At 54.1% G+C, this 20,791-nt stretch carries 12 protein-coding genes and 1 tRNA gene; 4 read left to right on the forward strand and 9 right to left on the reverse strand.

Features of this window, described 5'->3' with window-relative positions; genetic code table 11:
* Positions 1–110: 110 nt before the first annotated feature.
* Positions 111–572: an anaerobic ribonucleoside-triphosphate reductase activating protein gene (nrdG, locus tag NG346_RS09495; RefSeq protein WP_154533472.1), complete on the reverse strand. Its 462-nt coding sequence runs from the start codon at positions 570–572 to the stop codon at positions 111–113.
* A 3-nt stretch (positions 573–575) separates the two neighbouring features.
* Positions 576–2,741 (reverse strand): anaerobic ribonucleoside-triphosphate reductase, encoded by a 2,166-nt coding sequence (nrdD, locus tag NG346_RS09500; protein WP_262279965.1) that lies wholly within the window; start codon positions 2,739–2,741, stop codon positions 576–578.
* Positions 2,742–3,345: 604 nt separating this feature from the next.
* Between nrdD and NG346_RS09505 the strand changes: the two genes are divergently transcribed.
* Positions 3,346–4,683, forward strand: a complete 1,338-nt coding sequence (locus tag NG346_RS09505; protein ID WP_262279966.1) for an NADP-specific glutamate dehydrogenase — start codon at positions 3,346–3,348, stop codon at positions 4,681–4,683.
* 130 nt (positions 4,684–4,813) lie between these two features.
* Here the strand turns inward: NG346_RS09505 and NG346_RS09510 are convergent, their stop codons facing one another.
* From NG346_RS09510 to NG346_RS09525, 4 genes are all read right to left on the reverse strand, one after another.
* The gene (locus tag NG346_RS09510) at positions 4,814–4,987 is read right to left on the reverse strand and encodes a hypothetical protein (RefSeq protein ID WP_262279967.1); all 174 of its coding nucleotides are present in this window, start codon (positions 4,985–4,987) and stop codon (positions 4,814–4,816) included.
* 40 nt (positions 4,988–5,027) lie between these two features.
* Complete coding sequence (locus tag NG346_RS09515; RefSeq protein ID WP_262279968.1) at positions 5,028–10,406, reverse strand: LamG-like jellyroll fold domain-containing protein; 5,379 nt, start codon at positions 10,404–10,406, stop codon at positions 5,028–5,030.
* 752 nt (positions 10,407–11,158) lie between these two features.
* On the reverse strand, positions 11,159–11,383 hold the full coding sequence (locus NG346_RS09520) for a hypothetical protein (RefSeq protein WP_262279969.1): 225 nt from the start codon (positions 11,381–11,383) through the stop codon (positions 11,159–11,161).
* Positions 11,384–11,395: 12 nt separating this feature from the next.
* Positions 11,396–12,517: an OprO/OprP family phosphate-selective porin gene (locus NG346_RS09525; RefSeq protein WP_262279970.1), complete on the reverse strand. Its 1,122-nt coding sequence runs from the start codon at positions 12,515–12,517 to the stop codon at positions 11,396–11,398.
* A gap of 272 nt (positions 12,518–12,789) precedes the next feature.
* On the opposite strand from NG346_RS09525, the gene NG346_RS09530 reads away from it, so the two are divergent.
* The 3 genes from NG346_RS09530 (at position 12,790) to nifJ (ending at position 17,944) form a co-directional block, all read left to right on the forward strand.
* Positions 12,790–12,863, forward strand: a tRNA-Pro gene (locus NG346_RS09530).
* Between the two features lie 228 nt (positions 12,864–13,091).
* Positions 13,092–14,279, forward strand: coding sequence for an ATP-binding protein (locus NG346_RS09535; RefSeq protein ID WP_262279971.1), 1,188 nt, complete (start codon positions 13,092–13,094; stop codon positions 14,277–14,279).
* Between the two features lie 59 nt (positions 14,280–14,338).
* On the forward strand, positions 14,339–17,944 hold the full coding sequence (gene nifJ / locus NG346_RS09540) for a pyruvate:ferredoxin (flavodoxin) oxidoreductase (protein ID WP_262279972.1): 3,606 nt from the start codon (positions 14,339–14,341) through the stop codon (positions 17,942–17,944).
* Positions 17,945–18,251: 307 nt separating this feature from the next.
* Here the strand turns inward: nifJ and pdxT are convergent, their stop codons facing one another.
* The 3 genes from pdxT to NG346_RS09555 form a co-directional block, all read right to left on the reverse strand.
* Complete coding sequence (gene pdxT, locus NG346_RS09545) at positions 18,252–18,839, reverse strand: pyridoxal 5'-phosphate synthase glutaminase subunit PdxT (RefSeq protein WP_262279973.1); 588 nt, start codon at positions 18,837–18,839, stop codon at positions 18,252–18,254.
* A 21-nt stretch (positions 18,840–18,860) separates the two neighbouring features.
* The gene (pdxS, locus tag NG346_RS09550) at positions 18,861–19,736 is read right to left on the reverse strand and encodes a pyridoxal 5'-phosphate synthase lyase subunit PdxS (RefSeq protein ID WP_262279974.1); all 876 of its coding nucleotides are present in this window, start codon (positions 19,734–19,736) and stop codon (positions 18,861–18,863) included.
* Between the two features lie 64 nt (positions 19,737–19,800).
* Positions 19,801–20,751, reverse strand: a complete 951-nt coding sequence (locus NG346_RS09555; protein WP_262279975.1) for a bifunctional hydroxymethylpyrimidine kinase/phosphomethylpyrimidine kinase — start codon at positions 20,749–20,751, stop codon at positions 19,801–19,803.
* Positions 20,752–20,791: the final 40 nt, after the last annotated feature.

Below are 20,791 nucleotides of genomic sequence, written 5' to 3' on the forward strand. Positions count from 1 at the left end.
TATCAACGACAAATCCGCAACCAAGCAGAGCCAATGGTTGCGGATAAGATCAAAAAAGCGATGGTGCCAGACGGCAGAAAGGCTTCCGCCTTTAGTCTCGACCTTTTCGCTTACTTCCAAAAAGAGGCGGTGATGTCGTGGAGCTGGTTGCCGACGACATGATAGAGTCGTTGGTTGGTCGTGCGACAGTTGAGCGGCCCGAGATGCTTGATGTAGGGTCCCACCTTGATGTAGTCGAAGTTGTGCTTGTCGATGGCGTGATCGATGCGCAGACGGCCGCTGTACCACCCTACTCTCATCCCCGGATGCTTCTCCCGGACGTGGGCGGCGAGGTGGTTGACCGACTGCGGCTCAGCGTCACCTCCCATCAGACAGACACACGTCACGAGTCCGTCGTTGTCAGCAATCAGCTGATCGAGGGCATCGGTGGAGAGCGGGTTGCCGAAGTCCTGGGCGAGATAGCTGCTGTGGCATCCCGGACAGTGGCACGGACACCGTGAGATGTTGATGGCCAGCGTCGTCTCGTCCGGGATCTCCTGAAACACGATGTCGGTATTGACGTACTTCAGCATTGCTTACTTCTCCTCCTTTACTGTTTGATGTGCCTTGCTTCGCTCGCCGAGGGCAAAGGTCTGTGTCTTCGGCAGACGGTCGATGCCCGCGTAGAAGCGGCGGTGGGCCTCGGACTGGCGGGCCTCGGAGAAGTTGCTCACGCGCTTGAGGTAGCCGATGATGCGCGTCAGATAGTCGACATTCTTGGAGTGGCAGACCGGGCACTCCTTGAGGTAACGCTTGTCGATATGGCCGCAGTCGTTGCAGACGGTATTGGGGATGTTATAGGTGAAATAGTTGCAGCCCTCGTGAGCGGCCACGCGGAAAAGCTGACGATACTGCTTCTGGGAGAGATGCTCGTCGAGGTTCATGTGCAGTGCGGAGCCGCCGGTGAGGTGCTCGATATAGGGAGCGCCATGGAGCTTGAACTTGTCGAGGATGCTCAGCGAGTCGTCCTCCACCACATAGAAATAGCTGTTGTAGCAGTCGCGCGGCACGAAATAGCCGTCCTCGCGGTCCCACTTGGCGTGCTTGACACCGACGTTCTCTGCCGGGATCATCTCGCAGTTGAACATCACCTCCTTGCTGCGGTACTGCTTGTTGTACTTTTCTATCATTCCCAAGATGTCCTGCACGAAATGCTTATAGTCGTCGTTGGGCGTGATCTGCAGGCCCATGAACTCAGCAGCCTCCACGAGTCCGTTGATGCCAATGGTGAGATACTGCCGGTTGATGTTGATATATCCGGCATCGAAGAGCGGCAGCATGCCGTGTGCCTGCAACTCCTTGAGATTCTCGTTGTAGGCGAGTTGCACCTTATGACAGAGATCGATGACATGCTCAAGGAAAGGATGGAAGTCACCATCGTGGTTCACACCATACTGTATGCAGCGGTTGAGATTGATCGTCAGCACGCTCTTGGAACCAGTGGACACACCACCGGCACCGAGCGTATAGCTGAAACCGTTGTCCTGGATCTCGTTGCGCAGTCGGCAGCACGAGCTCAACGAGTCGGCATTGTCGCTCAGATAGGTGAAGAAACTGTGGCCCTCGGCATACATCTCTGCCGCAAAGTCAGCCCACTCCTTGTCCTTGCAGTCTCCGTCCTCGGTCAGCATGGCCATGGTCTCCACGGGGAAGGTGAGCACCGTCTTGGTGCGCTCTTGGTTAAACCACTTCATGAAGCGCTTCTGCAACCAGTTGAGCCCGTCCCAGTCGGGCTGACTGCCGTCGGGGAAGTAGAAGTTGCCGAAGATAGAGTCGAAGTAATATTTGTCGTAGTAGCTGATGTTCCAGAACACCGCCTGATAGTTGCGTGCACCGGTGGGCTGGTTGAGCGAGTAGACGATCTGCTCAAAGCAGTCGGTGATGATCTTGTCGATCGTGCGCTTCTTCAGGCTGAGATCCACGACATCATCGGCGTGCTTATAGTAGTCTTTGCCGTATTCCTTCTGTATGAAGTAGTTCATATACATCAGGAATTCCGGTGTGGCGCAGGCACCGGCGAGCATGCTGCTGACCATGAACACCATGTTGATGAATCCGCCGCAGAAGCTCTTGAGGTTTGTCGGTGCCGTGGAGTTGCCGCCGATGCTGGTCGTGCCGCCGATGAGCCAGGGGTACATCGTGATCGAGGCACAGTAGTTGGCCAGGTTGGTCTCGTCGTTCTTATATATAAAGTGGTGTGTGAGCTTGTCGATATACTCGTCGGCGAGCTCCTTGCCGTACATCTTCTTGATGCGCTCAACCAGCAGCCGTCGGTTCAGCCGGATGAAGTTTTTCTTTGGCAGTTCACCGGCAAGAGTGGCAATATTCTTATGCTCCACGTTGGCGTTGGCGTCGAATTTCGATCCGGTGGCGGCATTCTCGGCCTGCATATAGTCCGAGAGGAACTTCATCTTGTCGAGCACTTCCCGGTCCTCCTTATGCTCCTGGCGGTATATAATAAACGATTTTGCGACGCGATAGTAGCCCTCTCTCATGAGTGCCTCCTCTACTTGGTTCTGTATGTCCTCCACTTTCACGCCATCCTGGATGTTGAGATGGCTGAGAATTTTGGAGATGGCTCCAAGGTTGATCGGTTCGTTGACCGAATTGAATGCTTTGAGGATCGCATTCATGATCTTGTCGAGCGAGAAAGCTTCTTTCGAGCCGTCACGCTTGGTAATGGCGAAGTTGTTCATTTCCATGCCTTTAATAGCTTTATCTAATTGGGTTTAGAGTGTTTTATTTCTGTATTCAATGACCGTTGTTGTCGTTTAAAACGGGAAACTTTTTTGTTTTCTCTTCTGCAAAAGTTTTCCAAAAAGGAAATTCTTTCTTCCTTGTGAATCGATTAAATTTTCCGTAGCCGTCAACTATTCAAGTGCAAAGATAAGCAAAAAAAGCCGAGATTGTATGTCCCAACGCGGATAATTCCTCCTCATTTCACGTAATTTAATGAGCCGTTTTTTACATCTTATTCAACCGTCACGTGAGTGGAATTTAACTAAGAATTGATATTCATTTACTTACGTTCCACAACGTATCGCGGTTATGACAAAATGCGATACCGACCCATCTTAGAGAGACACTGACCGTGGAAAAGCAATTTGTCCGCAAGCAAGAAAAAAGGATAAAGTTACAATTTTGGTGTTTTGCAATAAATATTTTGTCTATTTGTTGGTTTTTTCACAGAAAAGGTATACCTTTGCAAAAGATAAAGAAATAGTTGCATGGAGATACATGCACATACACATTATTATATATAGAAGAGAGCAAACTTAAACATCCAATAAAGAAAACAACCAGATTATGAAAGCAACAGAAGTAGTAGCTCGCTTGGAGCAGCGTTTTCCCAACCAGCCCGAGTATATCCAGGCCGTGAGCCAGGTGCTCGGAACGATCGAGGAAGAGTACAACAAACACCCGGAGTTCGACCGCGCCAATCTCATTGAGCGGTTGTGCATCCCCGACCGTGTCATTCAGTTCCGCGTCAACTGGATTGACGACAAGGGCAACGTGCAGACCAACATGGGCTATCGCATCCAGCACAACAACGCTATCGGCCCTTACAAAGGCGGCTTGCGTTTCCACGCGTCTGTGAATGTCAGCATTCTGAAGTTCCTCGCCTTTGAGCAGACCTTCAAGAACTCGCTCACCACACTGCCGATGGGTGGCGCAAAGGGTGGTTCTGACTTCTCGCCCCGTGGCAAGTCCAACGCTGAGGTGATGCGCTTCTGCCAGGCTTTCATGCGTGAGCTGTGGAACTATATCGGTCCGGACTGCGACGTTCCTGCCGGCGACATCGGCGTCGGCGGACGCGAGGTCGGCTATATGTTCGGCCAGTACAAGGCGCTCACCCATCAGTTTGTCGGCATCCTCACGGGTAAAGGCCAGGAGTTTGGCGGTTCGCTGATCCGTCCTGAGGCTACTGGCTACGGCAATGTCTACTTCCTGCAGAACATGCTCGCCACCAAGGGCATCGACCTCAAGGGCAAAAAAGTGCTTGTCTCCGGTGCCGGAAACGTGGCACAGTACACCATGGAGAAGCTCTTGCAGCTCGGCGCTACACCGATGACCTGCTCCGACTCCGACGGTTACATCTATGATCCCGACGGCATCGACGAGAAGAAACTGGCCTACATCATGGAACTGAAGAACATCGAGCGCGGACGTATCAAGGAGTATGTCGAGGAGTATCCGACAGCCAAATACGTACCCGGTGCCAAGCCCTGGGGCGAAAAGGCCGACATCGCCACACCCTGCGCTACACAGAACGAGATCGACGGCGAGGCTGCCAAGACGCTTGTCGCCAATGGTGTCATCGCCGTGAGCGAGGGTGCTAACATGCCTTCAACGCCTGAGGCTGTGAAAGTCTTCCAGGACAATAAGATCCTCTACTGCCCGGGTAAGGCCAGCAATGCCGGTGGTGTGGCTGTCTCAGGCTTGGAGATGACGCAGAACTCTGAGCGACTGAAGTGGAGCCGCGAGGAAGTCGACGAGAAACTCCACAGCATCATGAACTCAATCCACGCCGAGTGCGTGAAGTATGGTACCGAGGCCGACGGCTATGTCAACTATGTCAAGGGTGCCAACGTGGCCGGATTCCTGAAAGTCGCCAAGGCTATGATGGCCCAGGGCATCGTATAAACCACATATATAGAAAAAAGAAACGTCGCCATTGTGGCGACGTTTTTTTTGTTATCCTCTGTCCCGTCACTCTGTGAGCGCGGACATGACATCTTTTTCCCTCAGCTGTATGGGAGTGCTCCGGCCGCTACTACCACAAGTTGTCGGTCGAACTTGCAGGCTCGTCCTCAAACACAGCAGGCTTGGCCAGTTGTGGAGAGACGCTTGGGGAATCGTATGTAGACACAGAACTGACGAGGATCGTCGATTCCATCTCCACGGCCAGGACTTTTATGGCCGGCTTCACGTATTTCTTTTTCATCATATACTCCAGTCTATTATTGATAATCAGTGTTTTAACCTTTCTATCTGTTATTGATGATGATCTTTTTTCCATTGCAGATATATACTCCCACGGGCAGTCTGTCACCCAACTTACCGACATATTGTCCTTGGAGATTATAGACCTTGCTGTCGGCGCTTGGCTTTTGCGCAGCATCATCGTCAACGATTATCGCCCCGATAGCTGTGGCTGCGCCGCCTAATCCGAAGAATGAGCGTGCCGCGGACGATTTAAAGACAGCAAGATAAGCCTTATGAGCTTTATTGACAAAGCTTTCGCCCTGTTTTGTAGCAAAGTAGAAGCCAACCGATCCCTGATCGTTGTTGCTGTTCAGCGACAGGCGATAGCACTTTGTGCAGGCTATTGTGACCGAGTCGGTCAGCGTACCCCGCAGATTATTGTTGAGGGGAGCCGTCCCCTTTTCCACCGTATAGTCCAAAGGATAGTTGCCTTCGGCTCCCCGGAAGAGCACCGGCGTATAGGCCGGTATCACTGTTCCCGTTCCATACTCGTAGGGCGTGTCAAGGGTGCCGTCGTCGTTCACCGTCACCGAAGAGGCTTTCACCCCGTCGGGCACCTTCACGGCATGGCTGTGATACCATGTCGCATGACCGGCGCTGCTCACCGACAGCGGCCAAGAGTCGCCGTAGGCCGTGATCTCGTGAATGGCCAGGAACGTCTTGCTGTTGTTGCGTGTATGAGTGAAGACCAGTCTGACGTAGGGCGACGTGATGATCTTGTTCAGTCTCACCAGCGGATGGGCCTGATAAGGCACCCTCACGCTATCGGCCAGCGTGAATGCACCGTTTGCACTGTCGGCCACATACACCTTCATGTCTGCTACCGCATAGTTTGTCATGTCGCGGAGGAGGAGTCCGATGTACCGGATGGCGTCGTTATGGGTGTTGCTCAGTGTGATGCTGTGAGGATAAGGAGTTGCCGTTCCGTTGTAGTGCGAGTGCCACAATGTAGTGGTGTCGCCGTCCACGGCATTGTTTCCGGGACTTTTCTCGTCCTTCGTCTCCTCATCAGAACAGCTGACATAGCCGAGAGCCACCGTCGCACGGTTGGCTGGCATGGTGCTGCTGCCATAGAACTTGATGTCGTTGACGGTCATGAGGGTATTGCCCTCGGCACTGGCTGTGAAGGTGATTCTCACGTAGCGCTTCGTGGCAGGCCGCTCAAACCGCAGTGTCGGGCGTGGCGTGTAGAGCAGATGATGCGCTTTGTCCACCGTTTCCCAGTTGACCTTATCATCGCTCTGCTCCACGGTGACACAGACAGGATGGTATTTCTGCTTTCGCTGATCGGTGATGTACAGAGCCATGCCGGTGATAGCGGCCTCATCGGTGCGTGTGACGGTCACGCTGTGGGGATAGCTGATCTCGCCCTTATAATAAGAGGTGTGCCAGAGCGTATTGTCGTCGTTGTCGAAGGCGTAGTCCACGGGGCAGTATTCGCGCTTGGTCTCTTCGTCGCTCACACCAACGACCTGGGTGTAGGCATTGCTCAGAAGCGTGGCACCCGTGGTGACATCGTTAGACACCGCACTGTCGAAGTCAAGGGCAAAGACGCCTTTCGAAGCTTTCCATGAGTCGCCCATCGGACCAAAGTCGCTGCTGCGCACAGCATCGTGCCCCAGCCCCGAGGAGTCGGCAACGGCATATCCGTTGTTTTCCTGACCGTTGAAGTTGTAGTAAGCGATCAGGCCGTTGTCGTCGCGCGCCGTGGCGAGCGCGTCGCCCGTGAGCGGCTGTGTGCTTACCGCCTTTATCTGCTCCTGGGTCAGTTGCTTCTTCCACACACGCAGCTCATCGATGCAGCCGTCCATTGGGATGGCACCACCCACCTGCAGGGAATGGAACAGGGACGAATAGTCGGCAGGAGCCAGTGTCGCAGTACCCAACGGCTGTCCATCGCGGTAGAAGGTCAGCAGTTTGTTGCTGCATGTCACGGCATAGTGGTGCCACTCGTTCGCCACATAGAATGCCTCGGGCGAGCAGACCTCACCACTATCGGTCTTGACGGTGAGCGTGCCCTTGCTGTTGGCGTAGAGCGTCAGCCGGACCTTGCCATCGGCATCAAGGCCATACATAGCATTGCCTGTACCGGACATGTCGTTGGGATCGAGCCAGTAGTCAAGCGTCCACTCCCGGCCGATACCAGGCAGAGACAGGGTGGAGAGCGTGCGCTTGGCAGTGCCGTCAAAGGCCAAGCCCGTGTAGGAGGGTGCATTGCAGACGATGAGGGCACGGTCGGTCTGTTTCAGATCGTCGCCGACGCTGTTGCTCACCCGCTGATAAAGCGTATAGACACCGGCACGCGGCGGGGCGACTGTCCACGTGCTGTCGATGCCGCGCAGGGCACAGTTGCCACTCATCAAATCCCATGTCCACGCTGTCGGACTGTACAGACTGTTGTCCTTGAGCGTCACCGCCTGACCTTTGATGATATATCTGTCGGTCGGATCGATGCTATATCCCGCCACCGGCGCTGAGGCGAGCACAGTGACGTGCTTCGTCTGCTGGAGCCTACGGCCGTCGGGGGTGGTCACGACAAGTGTCACTGGGAAGACACCGGTATGGGTGAAGGCGGTGGCCATGTCGTGTGTAATGGCCGAGGTCTTCACGGCTCCTTCAACGGTCCAGCTGTAGGCGCACCCCTCAGCCTTATTACGGGAGAGGAAGCTAACGCGTGTGGTACCCTTCACACTGTCCTGCGTGAACGTGAAGTCGGCGGTGGGTGCCGGAGCGTCGGTCACCACCACCTCATAGTCATGGTTGATCGTGCGGCCGTCGAGAAGCGTGGCGGCAAGGCTGACCGTCTGCCGACCCGGCTGCGTCATCACAAACGAGGGCTTCAGCGCAGAAGTAGTGACAGAACGGCTCTGACCAGTGGTCCACCGCGCATCCGCCACATCGAGTGAGACTACGTCGGGCGAGAGCAGGGCTCCGGCCACTACGCTATCGGGCATTGCTACACAGACGCTGTCGGGGCTGAGCAACACAAAGTCGGTGCCGAAGGTATCGGCGACATACCAGTCATTGACGAGTGTAGCGTCGTGGCCGTGAGCCCAGTCCTTGATCTTCTTCACCCCGTCCACAGTACAGGTGTCCATCGTCAGATAGGCCAGCAGTCCGTCGGCAGAGGCAGGACGTGCGATGGCCCGGTGCATGTTGTCTTTGATCTGCTGTGCGGTGCGTGCCGTGCTCCACACCCTCACCTCGGCGACGTTGCCAAAGAGCGGGCGACGGTTATCGGTCTCTGCCACACCGAAGCGCAGGCCATTGCTGTTGGCAGGCATACCGCTGTTCCCGGTGGCGGTAAACGCTTTCCCCTTCTCACCATTGACATACAACGTCATGGTGGGACCGTTGATAACGAGCGCCAAATGCGTCCACACACCGGCCTTGATGAGTCCGGGGTCGGTCACCATCTGATTGTCGGAAGACGTAGACCATCCCGCCGTCATCGACCCGCCTTTGTTGACCTGCCATAGGAAGCCGCCTTTCCAATCGTGTCCAATGGACTCTGTCCAGTTGTCCACCTTGCTGGCCTTGAGCCAGTATTCGATGGTGTAGCTGTCGTGTTTCTCGTCGCATACATGAGGAATGGTGAAGGCACCCTGCGTGAAGTTCAGTGTCTTGCGGGCATAAGCCTGTTGGGCATCCATTGTCTGGAATCCTACGTTGGCACTGGCCGGTGACAGGAGCGAGTCACGCCCAACGAGATAGACGGCTTTCACGGCATAGCGTGACGTGTCGGTGGCTGTGGCTGCTATATTATATAAGGTGTTATCGGTGGTGGCGATGATCTTGCCATCGCGCAGCACACGATAAGCCACAGGCTTGAGAGCCGTCTGCGGTGAGGCACTCCACACAATGCCGTTATCGGTGGCCGTCACGTTGAGAGGCGCTTTCAGGTCAAGCCCCGGCACCACGGTAGAGATCATCGTGGTTGCGCCCGCATTGCGTATGCTGACGTTTCTGTCGCCAAAGGGATACTCCACAGCCTCTTTGTCCAGACGGTAGTCCATCACGCTGGCCTGCAGCACCTTGCCCTGACCCTGGGCTTTGTCCTTGGAGTGGATGATGAGGAAATAGCGCAGCGGCCGCGTCACGTCGACTTGATCTGTCAGGTCGGTGAGATCCACGCCATACTCCATCGGCTCGTCATGGATCTTGCCGTCGGCCCATCGGCCGAGCAGAGGCATGGCAGCCTCGACGCCGTCGTCCTTGCCGTCGCCACAATAGTTGATATAAGGAAACACGCATTGGTATTCGGGTTGTGTAGCCGTGGTGTCCTGGCTCACGCCCACGCTGACGCTGATCTCCGAGCGGTGGTCATAGCTCATGGTCACCTTCATCGTGCGGTTGGGCTCATAGCCGCCGCGCAGCTCATAGGCAGAGGGCGTCCATCCGGTGTTGCCCGCTGCCGAACTGTATCCCACGACGCTGTCGCCCTTCGCCGTGAGCCATTTCTCCTCACGGTTGCCGGTACCGGCACCAAGGCAGTAAGGCACGTAGATGAATCCGCCGTTGGCCCATCCCGAGCCCCACGAGTTGGCGATGATCCACGCACCGTTTTCGTTGTCGCCAAAATGGTTACTGGTCTCTCCGGCTATGCCGTTACCGTCCATGTCGAACTGTATGCGGTCGTCATAGCCCACGATCATCAGTGCGTGGTCAGCGCCTCCGGTGTTCCATCGCTGCATAAACACCTTGCCAGCCACGCCGATCTTTCTGTTTGTCTCGGTGTCGGGAATGCGTCCCTGCTTGCTTTGCGAGATGCCGCAGCCCGTGTAGAGCACACCGCCGACCACATGGGTGCCGTTCTCGTCGGTCACCACCGGCCATGCGCTGTCGCCGCAGTGGTTATAGAGCCACTGCTTCATCGCCGTACTGCCGAGCGCAGTCTTGGAGCCTTTGTCGATATTGGGGATGACGGCATAGTGGCGCGAGGTGAGGCGGTGGCGCATGCCGTCGAAGAAGCTCTCGTAGCCCTGTATCCATCCGGCGTTGTCGGTGTTGGCCTCATAACCACCGTAGATGCTGCTGACATAGTTGCCGCCATAGAGCTTGGCATTGGTGAAGCCCACATACTCGCCCTCGGCCTCACGTCCCATGCCGGCATGGTCGTATTGCAGCATGGCAGCAAACTGGTTCTGGGGCAGCGAGGCGTCGCTGAGGTTCCACGCGTTCCACTCATAGGTGAACATATAGCCTATGCTGGCCGAGGAGCCACACGAGTTGTAGCCGCCCTGACTGTAGATAGGGCGGAAAAATTTCGATATGCCGTTATTGACGTGGTCAGGCAGGCCAGAGCCATTGGAAGCCATCACCTGCGTGAAGAGAGACATCCCGGCCACAACCAGAGATGCCACGAACCTGTGTCTTATCATTGTGTTTGTGTTGTCTTGATTTACTCCTTATCATTCGCCTGCGTCCGTTGCCAGACCCTATGCGTGTGCAAAGTTACTAATATTGCGTGAATTACGCAAATATTTCCGGCAAATAGCTCATAATTATCACGCAAGGGCCCGATACAGGTCCTTGCCGGGACCTTTCTGTATGCCATAGTCGACTTGCCTTTTCTTCATGTTGCCAAGATGTTTGCGGTGAGCGATTGGGGTCATTACAAAACAATGAGTGGCGCGTGACATACAAACATATTGACAAAAACGTGTCGGCACAAGGGAGAAATATAGAGAAAAAGACAGGGAGAAAAACAAGAAAGGCAATGATGACAACAAGAAAAAACGGGCACTTCTGAAAGAAACCACTGAAGCGACCGGGCAAAATCACTGAGATGACCGAAAGAAATCACCGAGATGACCGAAAGAAATCACTGAGATGACAAGGTAAAACCACCGAGATGCCCCAAATACTACAAAGAATCTTGGGACTTCTCACCGCTTTTAATTCATACCAAAATGTGGCAGTTTATATATCTCGTTGCTATTCAACCAATTAAGAAAAAGCTCGAAAAACGCGGGAAATCGCAGGCGACAGGACACTTGCTGGGAAAAAACGCCAAAACAAAGCCTCTAAAATGTCAGTTTATTCAACACTGCACGTTCTCCTCCGACATCATTTGGCAAGCTTGCCGGCACCCCCTCACCGGAAATATCCGGTGAGGCGGCGTAGCAATCATCTACTCGGTCGTGTAGATCCAATAGACAAAGCACATCAAAGCGATGGCAAAAGCCGTAAGGACAACGGTAAGGATCTTGCCGGCCATATCCCTCAACTTGATGCTTCTGAAAGCCTTTCGCTTGTTCACCTCGGACTGATCGACGTGATGATGATGGTGATGATGTTCGTGATGATAATGCTGATGTTGCGTTGACGTTGATGTCGGTTCCTGTGTTGAAGTCATATAAATTATTAATTAGAAACGGAAGTCGAGCTGCACGTCGATCATGTTGTAGTTTGGCTTAGCCAGATTACGGTCGTTGACGCGCATATATTCCGCATTGAGTTGTACGTTCTTGTTGAACAGATAGTTGAAGCCGGCCTCGTACTGTGTGCGGCTCGATCCCCACTCAGCCGACTGGCGGTAGAGGTCGTAGCGGGCTTTGGCGTAGAGTTTTTTGCTGACCACTGGGGCAATGACCAGAGCGTAGCAGGCGTCGGCCTTGCTGCCGATGGCTTCGTTGACGGTGCAGTCGGTGGTGCCATTGCCGCCGGACTCCGACACCTTGAAGGCTTTACCGGTAGAGTGGACATACTCCGAGCGGAATGTCCAGTCGCTGACTTTGTATTCGCCCGAGATGGCATAGCGGTGCTGCGGCAGTTTGCGCACCTCGCCTTTGTGCTCACCGCTCTCGTCGGTCCAGTTGCCTTTGCGCGCATAGGTGCCTTCGCTGCCGAAGACGCCAAGACGCATGCCGGCCACGGGCATCACCCAGATGCCGCCAATCACGTCCTTTTGCTGATCCACATCCTTGGTGTTGATGCCTTGTCCGTTGTAGACACCTATCTGATAGTGCAGCAAGTTGCGCTTCCGAGCATTGGGCAGGAAGTCGCCCTGCACCTGCACGCCGATGTCACGTCCGTTGCTGGCCTTGACACCACTGCGGTCAGAGAAATAGCACAGCTTGTTGATGGCTTGGGCATAGCTGAAGAATCCCTGGTCGATAGGATGCATTGGATTCTCAAAGGTAAAAGCACGCTTGAACTGACCGACCTTCACTTTGAAGAAACTATATTTCTGCCACTCGGTGAACGCGTCGACGACACGCGGAGAGTTGCCGAGCGTGGACGTGTTGCCGTTGAACTGCAACTGCACCTTCCAATACCAGTCCTGCTGTATACGGCCTTCGAGGGCGATACGGCCCAGACGGATGTTAAACGAGTTGGACTTGGCGTTTTCCTGGTCGCTATATTGATATTGTGTCATCACATAGCCCGAGAGCTTCACGTCGTTGATCCATTGTGGCAACTTGGTTTCGGCTTGAGCCAAAGCGGCAAAGCCTAACACCAATAGCGTTACGGCAAAAAGTCTTTTCATATATACATATCTTTAATCTTTCTCTTGTAAACTGCGTTATCAGACTATATCCACTCTTGTACAGAAATATCGGTCGTCTTAATTCAAGTGCAAAAATAAAAAAATTATATGATGTTAACATCATGTTCAACTATATTTTTACTGTCAGCACAAAAAAAAGCACATTTCCCTTGGTCGTTTCAGTTTTTTATCTTACCTTTGCACCCGCTAATCAGAAATCGACTGTTCCGGTCTCTGTGGAGAACCGGAAGAAAGACAAAAGAAAAGCAATGCGGGGTGTAGCGCAGTCCGGTAGCGCTCCTGGTTTGGGACCAGGTGGTCGCAGGTTCGAATCCTGTCGCCCCGACAAGAAGAGCTTCTCATCGTGAGAAGCTCTTTTTTTGTTTCTACCGCCAACAGGCCATGCAGAGCCAGGGCGACCACAGAGAGCACACCCCCATGCTGCCAACCTGTAGCGCCTTCCTGATAGTACAAAATTTGCTAAAAACAAAAGTTTTTGCTATCTATGGTTTGCAAAATTAAAATTAATCACTATCTTTGCACTGCATAACCAATACAGACATCACAGACATCTATGGAATCCTTCTTTCGCACCCATGCCTATCTGGTGGATCACACCAACGCCCCAGTCCGACGCGTCCTCATGGACGAGATTGACTGGAACGACCGCCTCATTGGCATCAAGGGCACACGTGGCGTGGGAAAGACGACATTCCTGTTGCAATACGCCAAGGAACATTTCGGCAGCAACGACCACAGATGCCTCTATGTCAACATGAACAACTTCTATTTCCAGGGGCGAGGCATCGCCGACTTTGCCGGTGAGTTTGTAGGGCAAGGTGGCCAGGTGCTGCTCATCGACCAGGTGTTCAAGCAGCCCAACTGGAGCCGGGAGTTGCGCGAGTGCTACGACAAATATCCCCAGCTGAAGATCATTTTCACCGGATCCAGCGTCATGCGCCTCAAAGAGGAGAACCCCGAACTCAATGGCGTGGTGAAGAGCTACAATCTCCGCGGCTTCTCCTTCCGGGAATATCTCAACCTCAAGGCGCGCACCCACTTTGCGCCATTGAACCTGGATGAGATCGTCAGCAACCATGAGGCCATCGCCAAGGACATCGTGCAGAGAGTGGATCCCACGACCTACTTTGTCGATTATCTCCATCATGGCTTCTACCCATTCTTCCTTGAGAACCGCAACTTCATGGAGAATCTGCTCAAGACCATGAACATGATGACAGAGGTGGACATCCTGCTCATCAAACAGATAGAACTGAAATACCTCACCAAGATCAAAAAGCTCTTCTATCTCCTGGCCCTCAATGGTCCGCAGGCGCCGAACATCAGCAAGCTCGCCGACGAGATAGATACCAGCCGCGCCACGGTGATGAACTATATCAAATACCTTGCCGACGCCCGGCTGATCAACCTCATCTACAATCCCGGACAGCAGTTCCCCAAGAAGCCCTCGAAGGTGATGATGCACAATCCCAATCTGATGTATGTCATCTACCCCATCACCAGCAGCACGCAGGAGGTCATGGAGACCTTCTTCGTCAACACGCTGTGGAAGGACCATCTCGTCAACCAGGGCGACAAGGACCACTGCTATCTCGTGGACAACAAACTGCACTTCCGCGTCTGCGACGCACTCGTGGCAGACAAAAGCCGCAACGCCAGCGGCACGATCTACGCACGATACCATCAGAAAATAGGTCACGGCGACCAGATACCACTATGGCTACTCGGTATGCTCTACTGACACCTATTTATATATATACGCAAAAACATTATCAACTTTTATTATCTATTTTTCAAAAAATGGCAAAAGAAAAAAAATTCATGACTTGTGATGGTAACACCGCAGCCGCTCATGTAAGCTATATGTTTACTGAGGTGGCCGCCATCTACCCCATCACGCCGTCGTCTCCTATGGCTGAACACGTCGATGAGTGGGCTGCCAAGGGTCGTAAGAATTTGTTTGGTCAGACGGTCTCCGTACAGGAGATGGAGTCTGAGGGTGGCGCTGCCGGTGCCGTTCACGGCTCACTGCAGGCCGGTGCACTGACATCTACCTACACGGCATCCCAGGGCCTGCTGTTGATGATCCCAAACATGTACAAGATTGCCGGAGAGTTGCTGCCTTGCGTGTTCAACGTTTCCGCACGTACGCTGGCCAGCCACTCCCTGTGTATCTTCGGTGATCACCAGGATGTCATGGCCTGCCGTCAGACCGGCTTCGCCATGTTCTGCTCCGGTTCTGTCCAGGAGGTCATGGACCTCTCTGCCGTGCCTTATCTCTCCACACTGGAAAGCTCGGTTCCTTTCATCAACTTCTTCGATGGCTTCCGCACCTCTCATGAGTACCACAAGATAGAGGCCATGGACATGGAGGACATCCGTCCCCTCGTCAACCCTGAGTGGATCAAGCGCTTCCGCGACCGTGCCATGAGCCCAGAGCGCCCTGACACACGTGGTACCGCTGAGAACCCTGAGACCTTCTTCACACACCGCGAGGCCTGCAACGCCTACTACGACAAGGTGCCGGAGATCGTGGAGAAGCATCTGGCCGAGATTTCCAAGATCACCGGCCGCGAGTATCATCTCTTCAACTACTATGGCGCCAAGGATGCTGAGAACATCATCGTACTGATGGGTTCTGCCACAGAGGCTGCCCGCGAGGCTATCGACTACCTGACCAAGCAGGGCAAGAAGGTAGGTATGGTGGCCGTACACCTCTATCGTCCGTTCTCTGTCGAGGCTATCCGCAAGGCTATCCCTGACACCGTGAAGCGCATCGCCGTGCTCGACCGCACCAAAGAGCCGGGAGCTGAGGGAGAGCCTCTCTATCTCGACGTCAAGAGCGCACTCTATGACGATCCGCGCAAGCCGCTCATCGTTGGCGGCCGCTATGGTCTCGGTTCTTCCGACACCACACCAGCCAAGATCATCTCCGTGTTCAACAATCTGGAACTCCCCGAGCCGAAGAACCACTTCACCGTAGGCATTGTCGACGATGTCACCTTCACCTCTCTGCCAGAGGTCGAGGAGATCCCAATGGGTGGCGACTCACTCTTCGAGGCTAAGTTCTATGGCTTGGGCTCTGACGGTACGGTCGGTGCCAACAAGAACTCAGTGCAGATCATCGGTAACAACACCAACAAGTATTGCCAGGCATACTTCTCCTACGACTCCAAGAAATCCGGTGGCTTCACCTGCTCTCACCTGCGCTTCGGCGACGAGCCTATCCACAGCGCTTATCAGGTCAACACGCCTAACTTCGTGGCTTGCCACGTGCAGGCTTACCTCCACATGTACGACGTCACACGTGGTCTGCGCGACAATGGCACATTCTTGCTCAACACCATCTTCGACGGCGACGAGCTGGTGAACTTCATCCCCAACAAGGTGAAGCGCTACTTCGCTAAGCACCACATCAAGGTGTACTACATCAACGCTACGAAGATCGGTCAGGAGATTGGTCTGGGCAACCGCACCAACACCATCCTGCAGTCTGCCTTCTTCCGTATCACCAAGGTGATTCCTATCGACCTCGCCGTCGAGCAGATGAAGGCCTTCATCGTGAAGTCCTACGGCAAGAAAGGCCAGGATGTGGTCGACAAGAACTATGCTGCCGTTGACCGCGGCGGTGAGTACAAAGAGCTGACGGTCGACCCTGCATGGGCTAATCTGTCTGATGATCAGGAGGCCGAGGACGACGCACCCGCATTCGTCAAGGAGCTGGTTCGCCCGATGAACGCTCAGGCCGGCGACCTGCTCAAGGTTTCAGACTTCGTCAAGCACAACACCGTTGACGGACGTTGGGAAGTGGGCACTGCCGCTTATGACAAGCGTGGCGTGGAAGCCTTCGTTCCGGTCTGGAATCCTGACAACTGTATCCAGTGTAACAAGTGTGCCTTCTGCTGTCCTCACGGCTGCATTCGTCCGTTCGTCATGGATGAGAAGGAAGCTGCCGGCTTCGATGGCAAGACCGTCGACATGCTGGCTCCGAAAGCCCTCAAGGGCATGAAGTTCCGTATCGAGACGTCTGTGCTCGACTGCCTTGGCTGCGGCAACTGTGCCGATGTCTGCCCGGGCAAGAAGAACAAGGAAACCGGTGAGGTGGAGAAGGCTCTGAAGATGATGCCGTTCGATCCTGACAACGAGCAGATGAAGAAGGAAGCCGCTAACTGGCAGTACCTCGTCAAGAACGTGAAGTCTAAGCAGGATCTCGTAGACATCCAGCAGAGTCCGAAGAACTCTCAGTTCGCTCAGACGCTCTTCGAGTTCTCAGGCGCATGTGCAGGCTGCGGTGAGACTCCTTATGTGAAGCTCATCTCCCAGCTCTTCGGTGATCGTGAGATGATCGCCAACGCTACGGGTTGCTCATCTATCTATTCAGCATCTGTTCCTTCTACTCCTTACTGCAAGAACGAAAAGGGACAGGGCCCTGCTTTCAACAACTCTCTGTTCGAGGACTTCTGTGAGTTTGGTCTGGGCATGAACCTTGCCAACAAGAAGATGAAGGAGCGTATCACCGTATTGCTCAACGAGGCGATGGCCGGCGAGCACACTCCCGATGACTTCAAGACTGCCGCTCAGAAGTGGATTGAGGAGAAGGACAATGCCGATGGCTCTAAGGTTGCCGCCGCTGAGCTGAAGCCGCTGATCGACAAGGGCGCAGAGGCTGGCTGCCCGTTCTGCAAGGAACTGCAGCCGCTGGAGCACTATCTCGTGAAGCGCTCACAGTGGATCATCGGTGGTGACGGTGCCTCTTACGATATCGGCTACGGTGGTCTCGACCACGTACTGGCTCAGGGACAGGATGTCAACATCCTCGTGCTCGACACTGAGGTGTACTCCAATACCGGTGGTCAGTCTTCCAAGGCTACTCCTCTGGGTGCTATCGCTCAGTTCGCAGCCAGTGGCAAGCGCGTGAGCAAGAAGGATCTGGGTCTGATGGAGACCACCTACGGCTACATCTATGTCGCCCAGATCGCTATGGGTGCCGACAATGCGCAGACTCTGAAGGCTATCCGTGAGGCTGAGTCTTACCCAGGCCCGTCACTTGTCATCGCTTACGCTCCTTGTATCAACCACGGTATCAAGGGCTCTAAGGCCGACAAGCGTAACATGGGTCGCTCACAGCATGAGGAGGCTCTCGCTGTGGATTGCGGATACTGGCACTTGTGGCGCTACGATCCGCGTCTTGCAGAGCAGGGTAAGAACCCATTCCAGCTCGACTCCAAGGAGCCTAACTGGGATAAGTTCAAGGACTACCTCATGGGTGAGGTCCGCTTCTCTTCTCTGAAGAAGGCATTCCCTGACAAGGCCGACGAACTCTTTGACGAGACCGAGAAGAGCGCTAAGCGCCGCTATATGGCTTACGTTCGCAAGTCGAAGGAAGACTGGAGCGAGATCATCTAAGAAAAAGGAGGCCCTCTCTAACTTCCCTCAAAAAGGGGAGAATGGGAGGCCCTCTCTAACTCCCCACTAAGGGGAGCCCCCTCTAACTCCCCCCAAGGGGGGAGAAAAGCAATACCCCAAAGCAGCATTTGAGCGGCTTTGGGGTATTTTATTTGTTAAAGCCTGTCGGCTTTCGCGGCTTCTATAGTTTCTATGGCTTCTATGGCCTCTATTGCTTCTATAGTTTCTATGGCTTCTATGGCCTCTATTGCTTCTATAGTTTCTATAGCTTCTATTGCTTCTATTGCCTCTATAGCTCCTGTTCTCTCTATATCATCTTCAGGAACGCCTCGTGCACACGGGTGTCGTCGGTGAGCTCGGGATGAAAAGCAGTGACGAGCTGATTGTCCTGGCGGGCGGCTACAATATGTCCGTCGACGCTCGCCAAAGCCTCAGCCTTGGGTCCTACTGACTCGATATACGGAGCTCGGATGAACGTCATGGGCACCTTGCCCACGCCCTCCACGTCGGCTTCTGTAGCAAAACTGCCAAGCTGACGGCCGTAGGCATTGCGGCAAGTGGTGATGTCCATGGTCGACAGCCCTCCTGCCATCGGTTCCGCTTCCTCATCTTCATGCTGGCGCACATACTCCGACAAGAGTATCAGGCCCGCACAAGTGCCGAAGACAGGAAGACCGGCTACGATGTCGTTGCGAATCTCATCGTGAAGGCCTAACTCCACAAGCAGCTTGGCCATCACCGTGCTCTCGCCGCCTGGGATGACGAGGCCGTCCTTAGGCTGTTGCCAGTCGGCTTTCTCTCTGATCTCAAAGACATCCGCACCAAGCCGCTGCAACATCTTCTCATGTTCAATGAAGGCTCCTTGCAGTGCCAACACAGCAATACGTTTATTCATAGACAAAGGTCCTCCTCTCGCTTATTTGCCTCTCTCGGCCATCAACAGCTGTATCTCGTCGGCGTTGATGCCCACCATGGCCTCGCCAAGATCCTCACTGATCTCTGCCAGCACCTTCGGATCGTTGTAGTTGGTGACGGCTTTGACGATAGCGGCGGCACGCTTGCGGGGGTTGCCGCTCTTGAAGATGCCACTGCCTACAAATACGCCCTCAGCACCCAACTCCATCATCAGAGCAGCATCGGCGGGTGTAGCCACACCACCGGCTGCAAAATTCACCACCGGTAACTTGCCGTGATCGTGGACATATTTCACCAAATCGTAAGGTGCCTGCAGCTCTTTGGCTGCCTCGAAAAGCTCGTCGGGGCGCTTAGCGACAAGGTCACGAATCTGACTCTGCATCAGTCTCATGTGGTGCACAGCCTGAACCACATCACCGGTTCCCGGCTCACCTTTGGTACGGATCATCGTCGCACCCTCAGCAATACGGCGCAGAGCCTCGCTCAGGTTGCGGGCGCCACAGACAAAGGGCACGCGGAACTGAGTCTTATCGATGTGATAGACATCGTCGGCAGGCGAAAGTACCTCGCTCTCGTCAATGTAGTCGATGTCGATAGCCTGCAAGATCTGAGCCTCGGCAATATGTCCGATACGGCACTTGGCCATCACCGGGATGCTCACAGCAGCCTGAATGCCTTTGATCATCTTCGGATCGCTCATGCGGGCCACACCGCCTGCGGCACGGATATCTGCGGGGATGCGTTCCAACGCCATGACGGCACACGCTCCTGCCTCTTCCGCGATCTTTGCCTGCTCAGGTGTCGTTACGTCCATGATCACACCGCCCTTGAGCATCTGTGCCAAGTTGCGGTTCAAAGTTTGTCTGTCGTTTTCCATTGTTTCTTTACCTTTAGTTGTTTTGTTTATCCTGTTTTCTAACTATTCAATACTAACTCGCTTTTTATCTCTCTTCTGCCTTCCGCTTGACCTCCGCACGGTATTGACTTGGCGTCAGCCCCGTTTGCTTCTTGAAGAACTTGGTGAAATGCTGCTGGGAGGTGAAGCCGTGGTCATAGGCCAACTGCTGGAGTGGCTGTGCCGACGAGAGCAATGCTGACTGTAGGATATGTGTCATTTCCTTATCTACAATCTGTTTTGGGGTGAGCCCCACAGCCCGATGGGTGACCTGCGCCAAGTAGCGGGCACTGACGTTGAGGTGATCGGCATAATAGTTGATGTCGTGATACTCGTCGCCCCGTTCGGCGATCGCTTCGAGAAACAACCGATAAAGCTCGCCACAGCGCCCCGTAGCATCTGAGACTGTGGCTGACTGGGCATTGACATAAGCCCGTGCCTTGCTCTCAGCGTCCGCTAATGAGAGTCCCTGACTGACGAAGCAGGCCAGCGCCGAGGAGAAGCCATTGGCATAACCGTGCTGGGGATTGTCGTCGATAGCGATCGTATGTATCGAATCGGGCAACTTACTGATGGACTGTTCCTTGCCGATAATCACTACAGTACATAGGGGCAGCAGGCGCCGGACTATCATGTCGTGAACATCATCGGGTATCAACTGCTCGCCCTGAGCTGTGCGCACAACGGCATCATAGATGATGCTGTCGGGACGATATTTCTGCAACAAGTCGACAATGACGTTGAGCGTGGCAAGTGTGCGGATCAGTCCCACCTTCACAACATTGGGTTCCACATCATTGATGACGGCCTCCACCTGTCCCCGAACAGTCTCCGGGGGCAAGTCGTAATAGTTCTGAATACCCAACGTATTCTGAACCGTGATGGACGTAATGGCCGTGAGGGCATAGCCTCCCAACTGACTGATCGTCTTGATGTCGGCCTGTATGCCGGCACCGCCACAACTGTCTGAACCTGTGATCGTGAGTACCGCTTTCATCGATGCTTCTACTCTTTAATTCTTTTCTTGCTGCAAAGTA

Source organism: Hallella absiana (assembly GCF_025457485.1).
GTDB classification, from domain to species: Bacteria; Bacteroidota; Bacteroidia; order Bacteroidales; family Bacteroidaceae; genus Prevotella; species Prevotella absiana.